This window comes from Nocardia sp. NPDC020380 (assembly GCF_044386975.1).
Taxonomy (GTDB): domain Bacteria; phylum Actinomycetota; class Actinomycetes; order Mycobacteriales; family Mycobacteriaceae; genus Nocardia.
Map to the genome: position 1 here is coordinate 460,022 of NZ_JBIRVQ010000003.1, position 17,337 is coordinate 477,358.

The following is a 17,337-nucleotide window of genomic DNA, read 5'->3' on the forward strand; positions in this document are numbered from 1 at the left end:
GGGCCGCTCCGGTTGTCGCGTAAGCGATTACTTGGAGATCTTGTCCATCTCCTTCACGGTGTGGGACTTGGAGCCCCAGCCCACGTGCGCCTCGGCGCGCATGCGCTCCACCATGTGCGGGTAGTGCAGCTCGAATGCCGGCCGCTCCGAACGGATACGGGGCAGTTCGTAGAAGTTGTGCCGCGGCGGCGGGCACGAGGTGGCCCACTCCAGCGAGTTGCCGTAGCCCCACGGGTCATCCACGGTCACGACCTCGCCGTACCGGTACGACTTGAAGACGTTCCAGATGAACGGCAGCATCGACGCACCCAGGATGAAGGCACCGATCGTGGAGATGGTGTTCAGGGTGGTGAAGCCGTCGGTCGGCAGGTAGTCGGCGTAACGACGCGGCATACCCATGTTGCCCAGCCAGTGCTGCACCAGGAACGTGGTGTGGAAGCCGATGAACGTGGTCCAGAAGTGCCACTTGCCCAGCTTCTCGTCCATCATCCGGCCGGTGATCTTCGGGAACCAGAAGTAGATGCCCGCGAAGGTCGCGAACACGATGGTGCCGAAGAGCACGTAGTGGAAGTGCGCCACCACGAAGTAGGTGTCGGACACGTGGAAGTCGATCGGCGGCGCGGCCAGGATGACACCCGACAGACCACCGAAGAGGAACGTGACCAGGAAGCCGATGCTGAACAGCATGGGCGTCTCGAAGGTCAGCTGACCCCGCCACATGGTGCCGATCCAGTTGAAGAACTTCACACCGGTCGGAACCGCGATCAGGAACGTCATGAACGAGAAGTACGGCAGCAGAACAGCACCCGTGGCGTACATGTGGTGCGCCCACACGGCGATGGACAGTGCCGCGATACCCAGCGTCGCGTACACCAGCGTGGTGTAGCCGAAGATCGGCTTACGCGAGAAGACCGGGAAGATCTCGGACACGATGCCGAAGAACGGCAGCGCGATGATGTACACCTCGGGGTGACCGAAGTACCAGAACAGGTGCTGGTAGAGCAGCACGCCGCCATTGGCCGGGTCGTAGATGTGACCACCCAGGTGCCGGTCGTACGCGAGGCCGAACAGGGCCGCGGTGAGCAGCGGGAAGGCCAGCAGCACGAGCACCGAGGTGACCGCGATGTTCCAGGTGAAGATCGGCATCCGGAACATGGTCATACCGGGGCAGCGCAGGCAGACCACGGTGGTGAGCATGTTGACGCCACCGAGGATGGTGCCCAGACCGGAGACGGCCAGGCCCAGGATCCACAGGTCGGCGCCGACGCCGGGCGAGTGGACGATGTCCGACAGCGGGGCGTACGCGGTCCAGCCGAAGTCGGCCGCACCACCCGGGGTCACGAAGCCCGCGACCGCCATGGAACCGCCGAAGAGGTACAGCCAGTAGCTGAAGGCGTTCAGACGCGGGAAGGCGACGTCGGGCGCGCCGATCTGCAGCGGCAGCACGATGTTGGCGAAGCCGAACACGATCGCGGTCGCGTAGAAGAGCAGCATGATCGTGCCGTGCATGGTGAACAGCTGGTTGAACTGTTCCGGCGACAGGAACTGCAGACCCGGGCGTGCCAACTCGGCGCGCATGAGCAGCGCCATGATGCCGCCGACGAGGAAGAACGACATGGCCGTCACCAAGTACATGACACCAAGAACCTTGGGGTCGGTCGTGGTGACCATCTTGTAGATGAACGAACCCTTCGGCCCCGTCCGTTGCGGGTATGGCCGAGCCGCTTCCACTTCTTGGACTGGGCGTGGCTCTACGGCAGTCACTGAACCTCCTGACAGGTGCCTTTTGGTCGTGCGTCGCGGTTGCTTCCGGCGTCCGGATTCGTGCCTGGACGAACGACGGGCTGCTTGCGCTTCGTGAATCGTAAACTGTGCTCCCACAGCGGTCGCGGGCTGGTCCTACTCTGTGTCGTAATTGGGTGTCGGCGCAAGCGGCTGTACGCTGCCAGCCATGCCGGTGCGCGAGTCCGCTTCCACCCGAAACACGTTCGCCTCCACCCCGTCCTCTTTGCGCCGTTTGCGCAGTTGGGGGCTGCTTCCGGCCGCTGCGGCGGTGCTTGCGGCAAGTCTGGTGGCGGGCTGCAGCAAGACCGATGATTCCGAGAGCTCGATTGTGCGCACCACCACGGTCATCGCGGGCGCGGGCGTGGTCGGCATCGACCGCGACACCACCCAGGCGTGCGGGCTGCCGAGCGCGGTCGACGCGGGCGCCGGTGCGACACGGTCGATCGCGCACGCGGCGGGCGTCTCCGAGGTGCCCACCGATCCGAAACGCATCGTGGTGCTCTCCACCGCCGCCCTCGACGCCGCGTGCGCGCTGGGCCTGTGGGAGCGAGTGGTCGGCGCCGCAACGGTTTCCGGCCCCACCCCGCAACCCGCCTACCTGGGCTCGGGCATCTCCGCCATCCCGGGCGTGGGCGCGGTCGGCAGTATCGATCCGGCGAAAATCGCGGCGCTGAAACCGGATGTGATCATCGGCGCGGCCGCCGACGGCCCGCAGTACGACGCCTTGAAGGCCATCGCCCCGACCGTGCTGGTCGCCCCCGACGCCGGCTGGCAGGAACAGTTCGGCGCGATCGGTGAGGCCCTGGGCCGGCACACCGCCGCCGAGAAGGACCTCGACGACTACCGCACCGCCGCCCGGGACGCGGGCGCGGCCGTGAACGCCGGTCTCACCCAGGCCTCGGTGATCCGCTTCGGCGCCAAGGACATTCAGGTGCAGGGCGGCAACAGTTTCGCCGGTCAGGTGCTCGGTGACACGGGTGTGCAGCGGCCGCAGCCGCAGCGCGGTAATTCCTTCGACCTGACCTCGCTGAGCGCGCAGGCGGACCGGATCAAGGTCGAGGGCGACATCGTCTACGTCATGTTCGACGGCGCCGACGGCCTGAGCTACGGCAAATCGGTGATGAACGGCGACGATTGGAAGAAGCTCGGCGCCGTCGCCGATCGCCGCGAGTTCGCGGTGGACGACAGCATCTGGCACGGCTCCGGCATCACCGCGGCCCGCGCCCTGGTCTTCGACATCAGCAAGTCGCTCAACAACTACGTCTCCGACTAGCCCCGCCCCGCAGAGACGCGGAAGCCCGGCATCCGAGGAATCGGATTGCCGGGCTTCTCTTTCGAACCCACTCGATGGATCAGTTGGGGGTGGTGATGATGAAATGCGGCAGTCCGTCGCCCTGCACGGGGCACGAGTACGTCACCCCGGGCTGCCCCTTCACCGAGGCGCCGTTGTAGGTCCAGTCATTGTTGTTGGCGTGGTCGTCGCAGTTCTCGCCGGCGGCCAGCGGGCCGTCGTCCCACTGCTGGGCGGCGTGCGCCGTACCGGCGCCGAGGGCCGCGAATCCGAGGGTCAGAACACCGGCTGCGAAGATTTTCTTGATCTGCATGACACGAAGTTCACCAGGCGCATCATGACCGTTTCGTGAACGCGAAAGACACAGCGGCCCCGGGCCTTTCGCCCGGGGCCGCTGTGTCTTCATGGCACGTAACGACTTATTTCGTGAGATGCGGGTAACTCACCGGGTACCCCCGAAATCGGGTCGGCTCCCAACCGCCGGCCCGCATGCCCGACAGCCCACGGCTCTCAGCCCGGCGCAAAAGGCACGGAGAGGCGGGGGAGGTCAGAACTCCCAGTCCTCGTCTTCGGTGTTGACGGCCTTGCCGATGACGTAGCTGGAGCCGGAGCCGGAGAAGAAGTCGTGGTTCTCGTCGGCGTTGGGGGAAAGGGCCGACAGGATGGCGGGATTCACGTCGCACTCGTCCTTGGGGAAGAGACCCTCGTAGCCGAGGTTCATGAGCGCCTTGTTGGCGTTGTAGCGCAGGAACTTCTTGACGTCCTCGGTGAGGCCGACCTCGTCGTAGAGGTCCTGGGTGTATTCGACCTCGTTCTCGTACAGCTCGAAGAGCAGCTCGAAGGTGTAGGCCTTGAGTTCCTCGCGCTCGGCCTCGGAGACGAGTTCCAGGCCCTTCTGGAACTTGTAGCCGATGTAGTAACCGTGCACGGCCTCGTCGCGGATGATCAGGCGGATCATGTCGGCGGTATTGGTGAGCTTGGCCCGCGAGGACCAGTGCATGGGCAGGTAGAAGCCGGAGTAGAAGAGGAAGGACTCCAGCAGGGTGGAGGCCACCTTGCGCTTGAGCGGATCCTCGCCGTTGTAGTAGTCGAGCACGATCTCGGCCTTGCGCTGCAGGTTCCGGTTCTCCTCGGACCAGCGGAAGGCCTCGTCGATCTCGCGCGAGGAGCACAGCGTGGAGAAGATCTGGCTGTAGCTCTTGGCGTGCACCGACTCCATGAACGCGATATTGGTGTAGACGGCTTCCTCGTGCGGGGTGAGCGCGTCGGGGATGAGGCTGACCGCGCCGACGGTGCCCTGGATGGTGTCGAGCAGCGTGAGGCCGGTGAAAACCCGCATGGTCAGCTGCTTCTCGCTGGGGGTCAGCGTGGCCCAGGAGGGGATGTCGTTGGAGACCGGGACCTTTTCCGGCAACCAGAAGTTGCCGGTGAGCCGATCCCAGACCTCGGCGTCCTTGTCGTCCTGCACGCGGTTCCAGTTGATCGCCGATACCCGGTCGATCACCTTGGTGACACGCATCGTCGTGTGGTCCACAGTCATCCTCTCAGCTCACCCATTCCCGTGACTGAAACACTACTACTTGGGGACGTCAGCTCCTTGCAGCACAAGACCTTGTGTCCCAGTGAGGTCATCGAGCTGTGCTGGGGCGATGCCGGAAATCGTGTGCCAGTACATCCTCCGGACCAGCAAATTACAGGCGTGTGTTCCGCCACAGCGGCAGGGGCCGGGCGTGGCGGCGTCCACCACGAAGATTGCCGATAGTTCCCCGAGCCATAATTTTTCGATCATTTTCCGCTAAGCAGGCCCTCCGCGGCATTGGGCGCGCGTACCCGCATGGCTTAATCTCTGGCCCTGTGCGCGTTTTGGTATTGGAGGACGACCAGCAGCTCTGCCGTGAAGTGACCGAGGGGTTGCGCTCGGCGGGGTTCGCGGTGGACCACGCACACCATATCGCCGACGCCGATTTCAAGATCGCCATCAATCGCTACGACTGCCTGGTGATCGACCGCGGCCTGCCCGACGGCGACGGCCTCGACCTGGTCGCGGGCGCCCGGCGCGCCGGGCACACGGTGCCGGTGCTCATGCTCACCGGCCGCGACGGCCTGCACGATCGGCTGGCCGGCTTCGAACAGGGCGCCGACGACTACCTGACCAAACCGTTCGCGCTACCCGAGCTGGTGATGCGGGTGCGCGCCCTGTGCCGGCGCCGCGAGCAACCGGCCGCCGCGCGAATCGTGCTGGGCGACATCGATATCGACCTGATGCGGCGGCGGGTGACGCGCGGCGGGATCCTGTTGTCGTTGACGCCCAAGGAATTCGCCGTCCTCGAGCTCATCGCGTCCCGGCGCGGCAGCGTGGTCTCGCGCACCGATCTCATCGAATGCTGCTGGGACGAAATGGCGGAACCCGCCTCCAATGTGGTGGACGCGGTGGTCGCCAAGCTGCGCCGCAAACTCGGGGAGCCGTGCGTAATCGAAACCGTGCGCGGTAGTGGGTTTCTCATCTCGGGTGAGGCCGTGTCCGGGATGGCGCAGCGGTGAGCGCGCACCGGTCGCCGGCGGTCGCCAGGCTGCGGCGGGCCCGCTGGATGATGACCGCCATGGTCGCGGTGATCACGCTGACCGCCGTGCTGGTGCTGGGTTTCGTCGCGTCCGGTATCGATGCGCGGGCGCGGGCGAGTGCGGCCGACCGGCAGGTCGAGGCGGTGGCGGGCGGGCTGGCGCGGGCCATTCAGCACGATGACAAACGGGCACTGGACCTTTCGACGGTGATCGACGATCAGCTCGCCAAGGGGTCCACCGGCGTCGTGGTGATGGTGCACAAGGCGGGTGAACCCTGGAAGCAGGCGCACACCTATCAGCGGTCGCTCATGCCGGACGACAATCAGCTGTCCACCTTCGCCACCCAGACCGACGATCACTCCGACGGCATCCTCTACGCCTCGGACCTGTACTCCGCCACCGATATCACCGGCCGGCCGGTGCGGATCGCGGGCACCCCGGTGTACTGGCAGGACTGGGACAATGTGGTGGTCATCCTGGCCGGCTCGGAAGCCATGGCGAATCCGGGCGCGCACCGGAACCTGGTGTGGGAGTTGATCATCGGCGGCGGCCTGCTGGTGCTACTGTCCACCACCGCGGCGTTCTTCCTTTCCGGCCGCAGCCTGCGCCACGCGGTCCGCATGCTGGACGAGCACGAGCAGTTCCTCGGCGACGCCGCACACGAATTGCGCACGCCCCTCACGACTTTGAAGCTCCTCACCGAATCCCGCCCCAAACCCGAAGAGGTGCAGCAAACCCTCGCCGAGGCCCGCCGCCTGGCCGACCGCATGGCCCGCCTCGTCACCGGCCTGCTCGCCCGCGCCCGCATGCAATCCGGCATCGCCGAGCCCGAACGCACCATGCTCCGCCTCGACCAACTCGCCGAAGCCGTCGCCGAGGAGGCAGGCGACCCCCGCATCACGGTCACCGTCCACCCGAGCGTGGTCGTCGGCGACCCGCAACTGCTCAGCCTCGCCATCCGAAACATGCTCGAAAACGGCCTGACTCACGGCGCCGTCAACCGCGCCGCCCCCGTCGAAGTCCATGTCGCCGAGGGCCGCGTCAGCATCCGCGACCACGGCCCCGGCGTGGACCCGGTCATGTCCGCCAGCCCCTTCAACCGCGGCGCCGCGGGCCGCAGCGGCCGCAACGGTATCGGCCTCGCCCTCGTCGCCTGGGTCGCGGAAGCCCACGGCGGCAACGCCTCCATCGAACCCGCGGCCGGCGGCGGCACCATAGCCACCCTCTGGCTCCCACCCGCCGACATCACCGCCAACTCCCCCACCGCCGCCCGCCTCTAGCATCGACGGCAGGTCGGTCACCGGCGCGGCGGATCTCCCTGCGTCGCACGGCGTTCGACAGTTGCAGGTTCGGCTGAGGGCGAGCGAGTTCTCACCGGCGCGCGGAGGCTGGATGGTCGGTGTACGCGGGTAGCATCGCGCGCAGGGTAGAGCCGGGCGGAGGGGCGGGTATGGGGCTGGAATCGCTGACTGTGGTGCGGCATGGGGAGAGCACCGGGAATGCTGCGCTGGCGGCGGCGTTGCGGGGTGGGGCGGAGGAGTTCGACAAGGGTGGGCGGGATGCGGATACACCCCTGTCGGAGCGGGGGCAGATGCAGGCGGGGCTGGTGGGGGCCTGGTTGTTGCAGCGGGGGGAGCGGGCTACCGCGGTGTACTGCTCGCCTTATCTGCGGGCGCGCGACACCGCGCGGATCGCACTGCAATCCGTGCCGGCGCCCGAATTCCGGATCGACGAGCGGTTGCGGGATCGGGAGAACGGGGTGCTGGGCGGGCTCACGGGGGCGGGGATCGCGCGGCGGTATCCGGTGGAGCATCGGCAGCGGGAACGGCTGGGGCCGTTCTACTATCGGCCGCCGGGTGGTGAGTCGTGGGTCGATGTGGCGTTGCGGCTGCGGACCCTGCTGCCCGAACTATCCGGGGATGTACTGGTTTTCGCGCACGACATCGTCGTGGTGATGCTGCGCTCCATCCTGGAGGGCCTGGACGAGCAGGCCATTCTGGCGATCGAGTCGGATCGGATTGCGAACGGGTCGATTTCGCGGCGGGAACGGGCCGGGTCCGAAATGCGACGTGTGGCCTACAACGACACGTCGCATCTGGATTAGCTCAACGCGGTTGCGGCGCGGCCGGATCCACCGCGGGCGGCGCCCAGGTCGCGCCCGCGGGCCAGGCGGTGGCGGCGGGCGGTTCCGGGTCGTACTGGATGCCGCGCCGCACCCAGCGGGCGCGCTCGTCACCGGCGAGGCGCCGCAGCAGGTGCAGAGCCATGTCGATGCCGGCCGAGACGCCGGACGAGGTGATGATGTCGCCGGCGTCCACGAAACGGTCATCGGGGCGAATGTCGATGGTGGGATCCAGTTTTGCCAGCGTGTCGAGGGACAGCCAGTGCGTGGTGGCGGCGCGCCCGGCGAGCAGCCCGGCGGCGGCCAATACCAGGGCGCCGGTGCAGACGCTCGTGATCAGGGGGATATCCGCGCGGCGGGCGCGCAGCCAGTCGAGGGTGGGTTCGTCGTGGACGAGGGGCCGGGTGCCCATGCCGCCGGGGAAGACGAGCACGTCGAGATCGGGTGCGGTGCCGAAGGAGTGGTCCGGTGTCACCTTCAGGCCCTTGGCGCACTCCACCGGCGCCCCGTCGCGGGAAAGGGTGATCACCTGCCAGCCGTCCTCGGGACAGGTGCGGGTCCAGAACGCCAGCACCTCCCACGGACCTGCGAAGTCGAGTTCCTCGACGCCGGGGAAGAGCAGGATTCCGATGGTGCGCGTGGTCTCACCCATGCCGCCGATCGTCCCATGTGCCGGGTTATGAACCTTCACAGCGTGGGTATGGCTGATCTCGGGCCGCATCACAGCGGTTGATCGAACCCCATCGCCGGAGCCCCGGCCATGCGTTACCGTTCTGTGTCCGGGGACTGGCTTACCGGGGGTGGAAGTAAGGAGTCGTCATGTCCGTCGACATCCCGCTCACCGTGTCGGGAACCCCGATTTCCTCGCCGCTCAAGGACGTCCGCGGGCTGGCGCAGCACATGGTGGGTCATTTCGTGGAGACGGTGGCGCCGTGCGGCACGCTGCCGGGCGACGCCATTCACGGCGATGTCACCACCATCACCCGCACCTGCCTGGAGCTGGCGGTGGGCATGCTGGACGGCCGCGACCTCCCGGAGAAGACCAAGCGCCTGGAGCAGGCCGCCGCGCAGTGGGCACGCGAGGGCATTCCGATCGACACCATCCATCACGCCATCCACGAGGGTTTCAAGATCGGTTTCGAGCTGGTGATCTCGTCCGCCGCGACGCAGCACATCCGGCAGAACGAACCGGACGGGGAAACCACCCTCGCGCTCTCCGTCACCGATTTCATGAACATGATGGACGGCGCGAAGATCGTCGTCGAACTGCTGGATCGCATGACCTCGGCGGTGGCGATGGCGTATGTGCGCGAATTGCGTTCCGTGGTCAGCGAACACCACACCGCCGTGCACACGCTCACCTCGGCGCTGCTGGGCGGGCACAGCACCTCCACCATGGCGCGCGAATGCGGTATCGAGATCGCCGACTCGTATCACGTGCTGGCCGTATCGATTCCGGCGCATCCGGAGGAGCAGGATCCGGCGGTGGACGGCAAGGTGGTGGCGCGGCGCAAGCTGCGCCGGGTGCAGGCCGAACTGGCCACCCGCTGTACCGGGCTGGCGCTGTCCCTGCTGAGCGTGGACGGCGGGACCATTCTGGTGCCGGTCACCGAAGGTTCGGACGAGGCGCTGGATGCCCTGGTGGATCATCTGTCCCGGGCCGCGCAGGTGCCGGTGACCGCGACCCTGGTGTCGGCGCCGCCGCCGCGGCTGCCGGATGCGGCCGATCAGGCGCACGAGCTGCTCGATATCGTGCAGCGATTGGGCTTGGTGCGCGGGCTGTTCCGCTTCGACGAGCTGGCGCTGGAGTATCAGCTGACGCGGCCGGGTCCCGGGCGCGATCATCTGGGTTCATTGCTGGACACCTTGGAAGAGCATCCGGAGTTGCTGGAGACGCTGCAGGTGCACATCAGCAACAATCTCAATCGGCAGCGGACCGCGCGGCTGCTGCACGTGCACACCAATACGGTCGATTACAGACTGAAGAAGATCGGCCAGCTCACGGGATTCGACCCGACCCAGGCTTCCGGCCTCTGGTACCTACGCTCGGCGCTGGTGGCCCGCACCTACGAAGCAGGCTGAGCCACAACCCGAATCCCCTGTTCAGACCAGCCCATGTTTCTGTTCCGACGAGTAACAACAAAACTCGCGACGCTCTTGTGAGTTCTCAAAGCACCCTGCGAAACACCGTCTGTGACAGCCGGTTACCCCTACCTTCGGTACAAGGCACCATCCGGACGAAGGAGCAGGTATGACCGGAATCGCCGAGGACAGAATACTTTTCGACAGCTCGGGGGAAGCTTTGACGCACAGGGTGACCGTCTACCTCGGCACACCGGCCGACGGCGCCGAACTCACCATGGAATACGCCGCCACCTGGGCCGAGGCGAGCGAATTCACCATGGCCGCGGTGCATGCCGGACTGGTCGTGACCGTCGACGGCCGGCTCCGGCCGGGCCTGCGCCGACTACCGCGATACGGCCTGCGGCACTAGGGATTCACCGCCGGCGATCCCTTGCCCGCGGCCCCGGGCTACTGCGCCGGGAACGCGGTCGACAGCGTCTGCCACATCGGCCCCAGCTGGACGGAGAAATCCGTCCAGTCGTGGATACCGGCGGGCAGATAGTCCACGGTCGCCGGAATCCCGAGATCGGCCAGGCGGCGCGCGAAGGTCTCCGTGCAGATCCGCGCCCCGGCCTCCAGCGCCACTCCCCCGCCCGCCTGCTGCAGCGCGCCGAGCGGATTCGGGGACTGCAGGATCTGGTTCAGATCCAGCGAGGTGGGCAGGCCGCTCGCGGCCGATAGATGTATCACCGTGCCGCGCAAGGCCGCCGCGCCCAGCAGACTGTCATGAGTGAGCCAGTCCAGAGTCCCGGGCGGTCCCCACATCTTGGCGACATTGCCGCCGCGCGATTCCACGGTCAGCGTGGTGACCGCGGCCCCCGTGCTGTCGACGGTGGAGTAGCAGCCGCTCAAACCGCCCACGGCCTGATAGAAGCCGGGATGCCGGTGCGCCAGCATCATCGCGCCCTGGGCTCCCATGGAGACGCCCGCGATACCCCGCCGGCCGTCCGAATGCAGGTAGGGCTCGATGATTCCGGGCAGTTCCGCGGTGAGGAAGGTCTCCCACCGGTTCACGCCGAGCGCCGCGTCGGGACGCAGCCAGTCGGTGTACATGCTGCCGGTGCCGCCGGAGGGCAGCACCACGTCGACCGGTTTGTCCGCGAAGAAGTCCGCGGCGTTCCCCTTGGTGAGCCAGTCCGAAACCGGTTCCGCGTCAACGCCGTCCAGGAGGTAGAGCGTCGGGCGCGGGCCGTCCCCGGACCCGTGCAGCACATCCACCGACAGGGTCCGGTTCATCGCGGCCGAGTGCACCTGCACCCGTTCCCATTGCGGCCCTATCTGTTCGCTGCTGATGACTCCGGCGTGCGCGGTGAGCCCGTGCATCGGTGGCGTCGCCCGTACCTCGCCCGCCGGCAGTATCGCGAGGGCTGCCATCACGACCGCGGCTCCGGCGATCATCCGCCGCTGCACGATGTCCGACATCGCCACTCCTCCCGTAGGGTTCGCTCGAGCACCGAGGCTAGGGCGGGCCCCGATGCGAAGGTGTCGATTCGATAAAGATCTGGGCCATTCACCGCCACCCGGGCGGGGCGCTGTTGCCCGTCACAATGACTACCGTGCGGAAATACTGCGTACTGCGCGGAAATCGGACGACACGCGGCGTCAGGCCGCCTACACGCGGGTACCCACGGCGCGGGTTCCAAACGGGGATTCACACGAAAAGGCCCACCGAGCGGGCGCGAGAACTCCGCTCGGTGGGCTGTTGTTTTCCGATAGGGAAGTACGGCTGTCGCCGCACCGGCAGTTCGAGAACACCGGCCCCGGCTGCGGCAGATGAGCGGGGCCCTGATACCTCCGATTCCGTTGTCGCAGTGAGGGATTCAGCTACGACGCCGGACCGCGCTGAGGTGGCGTCGAAACCACAGCGAGCGTATCCGCGCCGCCGCCCGGCAGGCCCCGGGCGGCTGCGGGTTCTGGAGAGTTCACAACCCGCACCGCGTGTGCCCGAGGATCGAGCACAGCGGTAGCGGTAGTTCTCAGGGGTTGACGGCGAGGATCAATTTGCCGGTCGAGGTGCGCCCGCCCATAAGCCGGTGCGCGTCCGCCACGTCCTCGAGCGCGAACTCGGCCGTGATCGGCAACTCCACCTTCCCCGAGGTGGCCAGCGCGAAGGCGTGGGAGGCGATGTCCTGCAACAGCGCCGGATCGTCGACGCTCAGGCCGAGGATGGAGAACGCCGACACCGTCCGGCCCTGGGGCGCGAGATCACCCGCGCCGACTGTCCAGGGTGCTTCACCGGCGGCATTGCCGTAGGAGACCAAGCGGCCGAAGCGTGCCAGCGCGTCCAGTCCGTTCCGCAGCGTCTCGCCGCCGACGGAATCCAGCACCAGATCCACGCCACGGCCCGCGGTCGCGGTGCGCACGTCCGCGTCGAAGGAGGCGTTCAGGAAGGCATCGTCGTAGCCGAGTTTGCGTGCGTACTCGGCCTTCTCGGCGCTGGAGACCACGCCGTAGACCGCGCTCGCCCCGGCCAGCTTCGCGACCTGGCCCACCACGCTGCCGACACCGCCGGCGGCGGCCTGCACCAGCACCGACTCGCCTTCGCGCACCCGGCCGACCAGGTGCACCAGCGCGTAGGCGGTGGGCAGCACGGTGGGCAGCGTTGCGGCCGTGCGCAGGTCGACGCCCTCGGGGAGCGGGAACACGGTGGCCGCGGACACCACCGCGATATCGGCGTAGGCGCCGCCCTGCGTGATCGCCGCGACCGGCTGCCCGACGGTCAGGCCCTGCACGCCTTCGCCCAGCGCGAGCACCCGGCCCGACAGTTCCAGTCCGGGCACGAACGGCAGCGCCGGCACCCGGTAGCCGACCTGGGTGGCCTGCAGATCCGCGAAATTCACACCGACATAGGCGACCTCGATCGAGACCTCACCGGGTCCCGGTTCGGGCGCGTCCAGCTCTACCAACTGGAGTACCTCGGGCCCGCCGTATTCCTCGAAACGTACTGCACGCATCGTCACAACTCCCATTCTCGATCCCATGTGACGATGCATAGTAACCAACTGGTTGGCTGATGTATTTCGGTCGAAGATACGAAAAGGCGCTCCCGGAAACCGGAAGCGCCTCTTCACGATTCGCTGTGGTTACAGCATGCAGCTCACGCAGCCCTCGACCTCGGTGCCTTCCAGGGCCATCTGCCGGATGCGGATGTAGTACAGCGTCTTGATGCCCTTGCGCCAGGCGTAGATCTGCGCCCGGTTCACATCGCGGGTGGTGGCGCTGTCCTTGAAGAAGAGCGTCAGCGACAGGCCCTGATCCACGTGCTGGGTGGCCGCGGCGTAGGTGTCGATGATCTTCTCGTAGCCGATTTCGTAGGCGTCCTCGAAGTAGTCGAGGTTCTCGTTGGTCAGGTAAGGGGCCGGGTAGTAGACGCGGCCGATCTTGCCTTCCTTGCGGATCTCGATCTTCGACGCGACCGGGTGGATGGAACTGGTCGAGTGGTTGATGTAGGAGATCGAGCCGGTCGGCGGCACCGCCTGCAGGTTCTGGTTGTAGATGCCGTGCGCCATGACCGACGCCTTCAGCTCCCGCCAGTCGTCCTGGGTCGGAATGTGCACGCCCGCTTCGGCGAAGATCCCGCGCACCCGCTCGGTGGCCGGCTCCCACACCTGCTCGGTGTACTTGTCGAAGAACTCGCCCGACGCGTACTTCGAATCCGGGAAGCCGCCGAAGTAGCTGCCGCGCTCGATGGCGATCAGGTTCGAGGCCCGGATGGCGTGGTAGGCAACGGTATAGAAGTAGATGTTGGTGAAGTCCACGCCCTCGTCGGAGCCGTAGTGGACGTGCTCCCGCGCCAGGTAGCCGTGCAGGTTCATCTGCCCCAGGCCGATGGCGTGAGACTCGTTGTTGCCCTGCTCGATCGACGGCACCGAGTAGATGTGCGTCTGATCCGAGACAGCGGTGAGCGCGCGGATCGCGGTCTCCACGGTCTTGCCGAGGTCCGGCGAGTCCATGGTCTTCGCGATGTTCAGCGAGCCCAGGTTGCAGGAGATGTCCTTGCCCACCTTGGAATAGGACAGATCGTCGTTGAACTCCGACGGGGTGGAGACCTGCAGGATCTCCGAGCACAGGTTGGAGTGGGTGATCTTGCCCTTGACCGGGTTGGACCGGTTCACGGTGTCCTCGTACATGATGTACGGGTAGCCGGACTCGAACTGCAGCTCGGCGATGGTCTGGAAGAACTCGCGCGCCTTGATCTTCGACTTGCGGATGCGCTTGTCGTCGACCATCTCGTAGTACTTCTCGGTCACGTCGATATCGGCGAACGGCACGCCGTAGATGCGCTCCACGTCGTACGGCGAGAACAGGTACATGTCCTCGTTCTTCTTCGCCAGCTCGAAGGTGATGTCCGGGATCACCACACCCAGCGAGAGCGTCTTGATGCGGATCTTCTCGTCCGCGTTCTCACGCTTGGTGTCGAGGAAGCGGTAGATGTCAGGGTGATGCGCGTGCAGGTAGACCGCGCCCGCGCCCTGCCGCGCACCCAGCTGGTTCGCGTAGGAGAAGGAATCCTCGAGCAGCTTCATGATCGGGATGACACCCGAGGACTGGTTCTCGATCTTCTTGATCGGGGCGCCGGTCTCACGAATATTGCTGAGCAGCAGGGCGACACCGCCGCCGCGCTTGGACAGCTGCAGGGCGGAGTTGATGGAGCGCCCGATGGACTCCATATTGTCCTCGATGCGCAGCAGGAAACAGGACACCGGTTCGCCGCGCTGCTTCTTGCCCGAGTTGAGGAAGGTCGGGGTGGCCGGCTGGAAGCGGCCGTCCATGATCTCCTCGACCAGCTCCTGCGCCAGGGTCTCGTCACCGGCGGCCAGGGTCATGGCGACCAGGCAGACGCGGTCCTCGAAACGCTCCAGGTAGCGCTTGCCGTCGAAGGTCTTGAGCGTGTAGCTCGTGTAGTACTTGAACGCGCCGAGGAAGGTCGGGAAGCGGAACTTCTTGCCGTAGGCCTGCTTGAACAGCTTCTTGGTGAAGTCGAAGCTGTACTGGTCGAGTACCTCGGTCTCGTAATAGTTTTCCTTGACCAGGTAGTCGAGCTTCTCGCGCAGGTTGTGGAAGAAGACCGTGTTCTGGTTGACGTGCTGCAGGAAGTACTGGTGCGCGGCCTCGCGGTCCTTGTCGAACTGGATCTCGCCGTTGGGGCCGTACAGGTTCAGCATCGCGTTGAGCGCGTGGTAGTCCAGGCCCGCGGTATTCGAGTCCCCGGAGACGGGTCGCTCTACGCGGGCAGTCTTTCCGACCGGTGCTGTTGTCGTTGCCAAAACAATCCCAATCCCTCTCGGACGCGCGCGACGTCCTCGGCAGTTCCCATGAGTTCGAAGCGATACAGGTACGGGACCCCTGTTTTGCGTGAGATGACTTCTCCCGCATAGCAGTACGTATCGCCGAAGTTCGTATTGCCGGCCGCGATCACGCCCCGCAGCAGTGCGCGGTTGTGTGGATCGTTGAGGAACTTGGCCACCTGACGGGGGACGAATTCCTTATCGGATCGCTGGCCACCCAGCACGTGCTTACCGCCCCCGTAGGTCGGGACGATGAGCACGTAGGGTTGGTCGACGCGAAGGGAGTCGGCAGTGTGTATCGGTATGCGAGCGGCGGGGAGACCCAGCCGTTCGACGAAGCGGTGCGTGTTCTCCGAAGCGCTCGAGAAGTAGACGAGATCCGGTGTCCCGGAAGAATTCTCGGTCATCTCCCCTCCTTTCGATTCGGACGAACCTGCAGGAGTGCCGCCGGCGGACCGGCGGCTCCGGCCGCCGGCTAGGCGACCGCGACGGCGTCGGCGAGCGCCTTGATGCGGTCCGGCCGGAAGCCGGACCAGTGGTTGTCACCGGCGACGACGACGGGGGCCTGCAGGTAGCCCAGGGCCATGACGTAATCGCGGGCTTCGGGGTTCTCGGAGATGTCGATGACTTCGTAGTCGACACCGGCCTTGTCGAGGGCGCGGTAGGTGGCGTTGCACTGGACACAAGCGGGCTTGGTGTAAACGGTGATGGTCATTGGTATCCCCTGTCTCCTGGCCTTCGGTCCGTTGCAGTGCACGACTGAAAAGCGATCCACGTACTTGATGCGCAAACCCCTGGAAGCGAGACCGAAGCCCCTGGTCACTCGGCTGCGTTCGAGGCGCTGCCCTAGTGGTCTTCCAGCTCCCAAGACACTACACCTAGTGGCCGACAGATTCCGACAACACGACATGTTGCGACTCACAAACGTGAAATTCGGATCGGGTAAGTACCTGGACACTCGATTCGCAACTCGACACGACTGAGGCATAGATCACAATTTCGGCATTCAGTTCATTTCCAGCAAACTCACCGTTCTCGCTGATCAACAACCATCACACGAGTCACAGACGCACCGGGGTCCGTCAGGACCACACACCGATTCGGCCGACACGCCGAAGGATTCGATTCGACCACCTCATCGGCCCACGCCACACGACACCGCAGTGGAAAGCCCGTGACCAATACGACAGGACGACGAGCCGGCATGCCACTCAGCCGATGGTGAAGCGGGAGCCCTCGACGGGGCCGGGGACGAGCATGCGATTCATCGCCGGAATCCCGTACATCTCGGCGTTGTAGGCCGACAACGGCTGCCCGTCGATGGCGATCTCGGTGAAGGTCACCGGATCGAAGCCGGGCAGCGCGGCATCCAGATGTCCCTCGAGCACGATCTCCGCGGTCCGCGGCGGCGCGGGGGACGCCGACACCGTGGTGCGCGACCAGCCGAGCGTGCGGTTCTCCAGCGTCATGATGTAGCTGCCGCCATCCCAGGCGACCCGCGAATGCATGACATCACCGCCGCGCACCGCGTCGCCGTAGCTGATCGGCGGATCCGGATAGCCCTCCCACCAACCGTCGATCTGCTGATCCGGCCGGCAGGCGTCGCCCAGCACGCCGAGGGCGCACAAGCCGTCCGCCGCCGCGCCGAGCACATTGCTCATCACCGCGCCCATGTTCATGACCGAGCCGGACAGATTCGCATCCGCGTAGGCGATACCGGCCGCCAGGTTCTCCACCTGAATTCCCGGCATGGCCGCATAGACGGCGGCATCGCTGGCGCACATGGACTCCACACCGGTTTGCATGAGCGGCAAGGCGACCTGCCCGCTCAATGCGGCCGCGCCATTGAGGCCGACCCACGGCACCACCCGCTGCAGCACGCCCGGATTGTCACAGGAGATCTGTGGCTGCACCCAGGTGGCGCTCACCTCGTGGAAATCACCCCGGACCACATAACCGGCCCAATTGCCGAGATAGAGGCGGACATTCGACTCGGCGACGGTCTCCGCGGCCGCGGCATCGGCCGCGTTCCCCACCATCACCGCGGCCGAGACGGTCAGCGTGAGGGCCATCCAACACCGACTCAACACTGAGTTGCCCGTTGGTAGCTTCATGTTTCGAAGTTACCCCGCGACGGTCCGGAAAAGCCGCAGGCCACGGCTGAA

Annotated in this window: 16 protein-coding genes; 6 read left to right on the top strand and 10 right to left on the bottom strand. The window is 66.1% G+C overall.

Going from position 1 to position 17,337, the window contains the following annotated elements; all coding sequences use genetic code 11:
• Positions 1 to 27: 27 nt before the first annotated feature.
• Entirely contained in the window at positions 28 to 1,764 is a 1,737-nt protein-coding gene (gene ctaD / locus ACH438_RS09680; RefSeq protein ID WP_397003176.1) for a cytochrome c oxidase subunit I, read from the bottom strand.
• 187 nt (positions 1,765 to 1,951) lie between these two features.
• Between ctaD and ACH438_RS09685 the strand changes: the two genes are divergently transcribed.
• Entirely contained in the window at positions 1,952 to 3,058 is a 1,107-nt protein-coding gene (locus ACH438_RS09685) for an ABC transporter substrate-binding protein (protein ID WP_397003178.1), read from the top strand.
• A gap of 79 nt (positions 3,059 to 3,137) precedes the next feature.
• Here ACH438_RS09685 and ACH438_RS09690 read toward each other — a convergent pair whose 3' ends face one another.
• Both ACH438_RS09690 and nrdF read right to left on the bottom strand, forming a co-directional pair.
• On the bottom strand, positions 3,138 to 3,389 hold the full coding sequence (locus ACH438_RS09690; protein ID WP_397003180.1) for a hypothetical protein: 252 nt from the start codon (positions 3,387 to 3,389) through the stop codon (positions 3,138 to 3,140).
• Between the two features lie 234 nt (positions 3,390 to 3,623).
• Positions 3,624 to 4,595 (bottom strand): class 1b ribonucleoside-diphosphate reductase subunit beta, encoded by a 972-nt coding sequence (nrdF, locus tag ACH438_RS09695; protein ID WP_397003726.1) that lies wholly within the window; start codon positions 4,593 to 4,595, stop codon positions 3,624 to 3,626.
• A gap of 335 nt (positions 4,596 to 4,930) precedes the next feature.
• On the opposite strand from nrdF, the gene ACH438_RS09700 reads away from it, so the two are divergent.
• From ACH438_RS09700 to ACH438_RS09710, 3 genes are all read left to right on the top strand, one after another.
• Positions 4,931 to 5,617, top strand: a complete 687-nt coding sequence (locus ACH438_RS09700; protein WP_397003182.1) for a response regulator transcription factor — start codon at positions 4,931 to 4,933, stop codon at positions 5,615 to 5,617.
• On the top strand, positions 5,614 to 6,918 hold the full coding sequence (locus ACH438_RS09705; protein WP_397003185.1) for a sensor histidine kinase: 1,305 nt from the start codon (positions 5,614 to 5,616) through the stop codon (positions 6,916 to 6,918). Before ACH438_RS09700 ends, ACH438_RS09705 begins: the two co-directional genes overlap by 4 nt.
• Positions 6,919 to 7,088: 170 nt before the next feature.
• Positions 7,089 to 7,742: a histidine phosphatase family protein gene (locus ACH438_RS09710; protein ID WP_397003187.1), complete on the top strand. Its 654-nt coding sequence runs from the start codon at positions 7,089 to 7,091 to the stop codon at positions 7,740 to 7,742.
• A gap of 1 nt (position 7,743) precedes the next feature.
• On the opposite strand, the gene ACH438_RS09715 is transcribed toward ACH438_RS09710, so the two are convergent.
• Positions 7,744 to 8,412: a DJ-1/PfpI family protein gene (locus ACH438_RS09715; protein WP_397003189.1), complete on the bottom strand. Its 669-nt coding sequence runs from the start codon at positions 8,410 to 8,412 to the stop codon at positions 7,744 to 7,746.
• Between the two features lie 167 nt (positions 8,413 to 8,579).
• Between ACH438_RS09715 and ACH438_RS09720 the strand changes: the two genes are divergently transcribed.
• Entirely contained in the window at positions 8,580 to 9,842 is a 1,263-nt protein-coding gene (locus tag ACH438_RS09720) for a PucR family transcriptional regulator (protein WP_397003191.1), read from the top strand.
• A gap of 169 nt (positions 9,843 to 10,011) precedes the next feature.
• A complete protein-coding gene (locus tag ACH438_RS09725) occupies positions 10,012 to 10,254 on the top strand; it encodes a hypothetical protein (RefSeq protein WP_397003193.1) in 243 nt (80 codons plus the stop codon).
• 38 nt (positions 10,255 to 10,292) lie between these two features.
• Here the strand turns inward: ACH438_RS09725 and ACH438_RS09730 are convergent, their stop codons facing one another.
• The 6 genes from ACH438_RS09730 to ACH438_RS09755 all read right to left on the bottom strand — a co-directional run bounded on the left by ACH438_RS09730 (position 10,293) and on the right by ACH438_RS09755 (position 17,244).
• Positions 10,293 to 11,306, bottom strand: coding sequence for an alpha/beta hydrolase (locus ACH438_RS09730; RefSeq protein ID WP_397003195.1), 1,014 nt, complete (start codon positions 11,304 to 11,306; stop codon positions 10,293 to 10,295).
• A 554-nt stretch (positions 11,307 to 11,860) separates the two neighbouring features.
• Entirely contained in the window at positions 11,861 to 12,838 is a 978-nt protein-coding gene (locus ACH438_RS09735; protein ID WP_397003197.1) for a zinc-binding alcohol dehydrogenase family protein, read from the bottom strand.
• A 129-nt stretch (positions 12,839 to 12,967) separates the two neighbouring features.
• Positions 12,968 to 15,049 (bottom strand): class 1b ribonucleoside-diphosphate reductase subunit alpha, encoded by a 2,082-nt coding sequence (gene nrdE, locus ACH438_RS09740; RefSeq protein WP_397003728.1) that lies wholly within the window; start codon positions 15,047 to 15,049, stop codon positions 12,968 to 12,970.
• 59 nt (positions 15,050 to 15,108) lie between these two features.
• On the bottom strand, positions 15,109 to 15,579 hold the full coding sequence (gene nrdI / locus ACH438_RS09745) for a class Ib ribonucleoside-diphosphate reductase assembly flavoprotein NrdI (RefSeq protein ID WP_397003199.1): 471 nt from the start codon (positions 15,577 to 15,579) through the stop codon (positions 15,109 to 15,111).
• A 68-nt stretch (positions 15,580 to 15,647) separates the two neighbouring features.
• Positions 15,648 to 15,887 carry a redoxin NrdH gene (locus ACH438_RS09750; protein WP_397003201.1) on the bottom strand — a complete coding sequence of 80 codons (240 nt, stop codon included), beginning with the start codon at positions 15,885 to 15,887 and terminating at the stop codon, positions 15,648 to 15,650.
• Between the two features lie 496 nt (positions 15,888 to 16,383).
• Entirely contained in the window at positions 16,384 to 17,244 is an 861-nt protein-coding gene (locus ACH438_RS09755) for a G1 family glutamic endopeptidase (protein WP_397003203.1), read from the bottom strand.
• Positions 17,245 to 17,337 lie beyond the last annotated feature (93 nt).

Bases quoted from the DNA above. Each gene is read 5' to 3' on its own strand.
- ACH438_RS09685 (WP_397003178.1), top strand. From the start codon at position 1,952: ATGCCGGTGCGCGAGTCCGCTTCCACCCGAAACACGTTCGCCTCCACC.
- ACH438_RS09690 (WP_397003180.1), bottom strand. From the start codon at position 3,389: ATGCAGATCAAGAAAATCTTCGCAGCCGGTGTTCTGACCCTCGGATTC.
- nrdF (WP_397003726.1), bottom strand. From the start codon at position 4,595: ATGCGTGTCACCAAGGTGATCGACCGGGTATCGGCGATCAACTGGAAC.
- ACH438_RS09710 (WP_397003187.1), top strand. From the start codon at position 7,089: ATGGGGCTGGAATCGCTGACTGTGGTGCGGCATGGGGAGAGCACCGGG.
- ACH438_RS09715 (WP_397003189.1), bottom strand. From the start codon at position 8,412: ATGGGTGAGACCACGCGCACCATCGGAATCCTGCTCTTCCCCGGCGTC.
- ACH438_RS09720 (WP_397003191.1), top strand. From the start codon at position 8,580: ATGTCCGTCGACATCCCGCTCACCGTGTCGGGAACCCCGATTTCCTCG.
- ACH438_RS09725 (WP_397003193.1), top strand. From the start codon at position 10,012: ATGACCGGAATCGCCGAGGACAGAATACTTTTCGACAGCTCGGGGGAA.
- ACH438_RS09730 (WP_397003195.1), bottom strand. From the start codon at position 11,306: ATGTCGGACATCGTGCAGCGGCGGATGATCGCCGGAGCCGCGGTCGTG.
- ACH438_RS09735 (WP_397003197.1), bottom strand. From the start codon at position 12,838: ATGCGTGCAGTACGTTTCGAGGAATACGGCGGGCCCGAGGTACTCCAG.
- nrdE (WP_397003728.1), bottom strand. From the start codon at position 15,049: ATGCTGAACCTGTACGGCCCCAACGGCGAGATCCAGTTCGACAAGGAC.
- nrdI (WP_397003199.1), bottom strand. From the start codon at position 15,579: ATGACCGAGAATTCTTCCGGGACACCGGATCTCGTCTACTTCTCGAGC.
- ACH438_RS09750 (WP_397003201.1), bottom strand. From the start codon at position 15,887: ATGACCATCACCGTTTACACCAAGCCCGCTTGTGTCCAGTGCAACGCC.
- ACH438_RS09755 (WP_397003203.1), bottom strand. From the start codon at position 17,244: ATGGCCCTCACGCTGACCGTCTCGGCCGCGGTGATGGTGGGGAACGCG.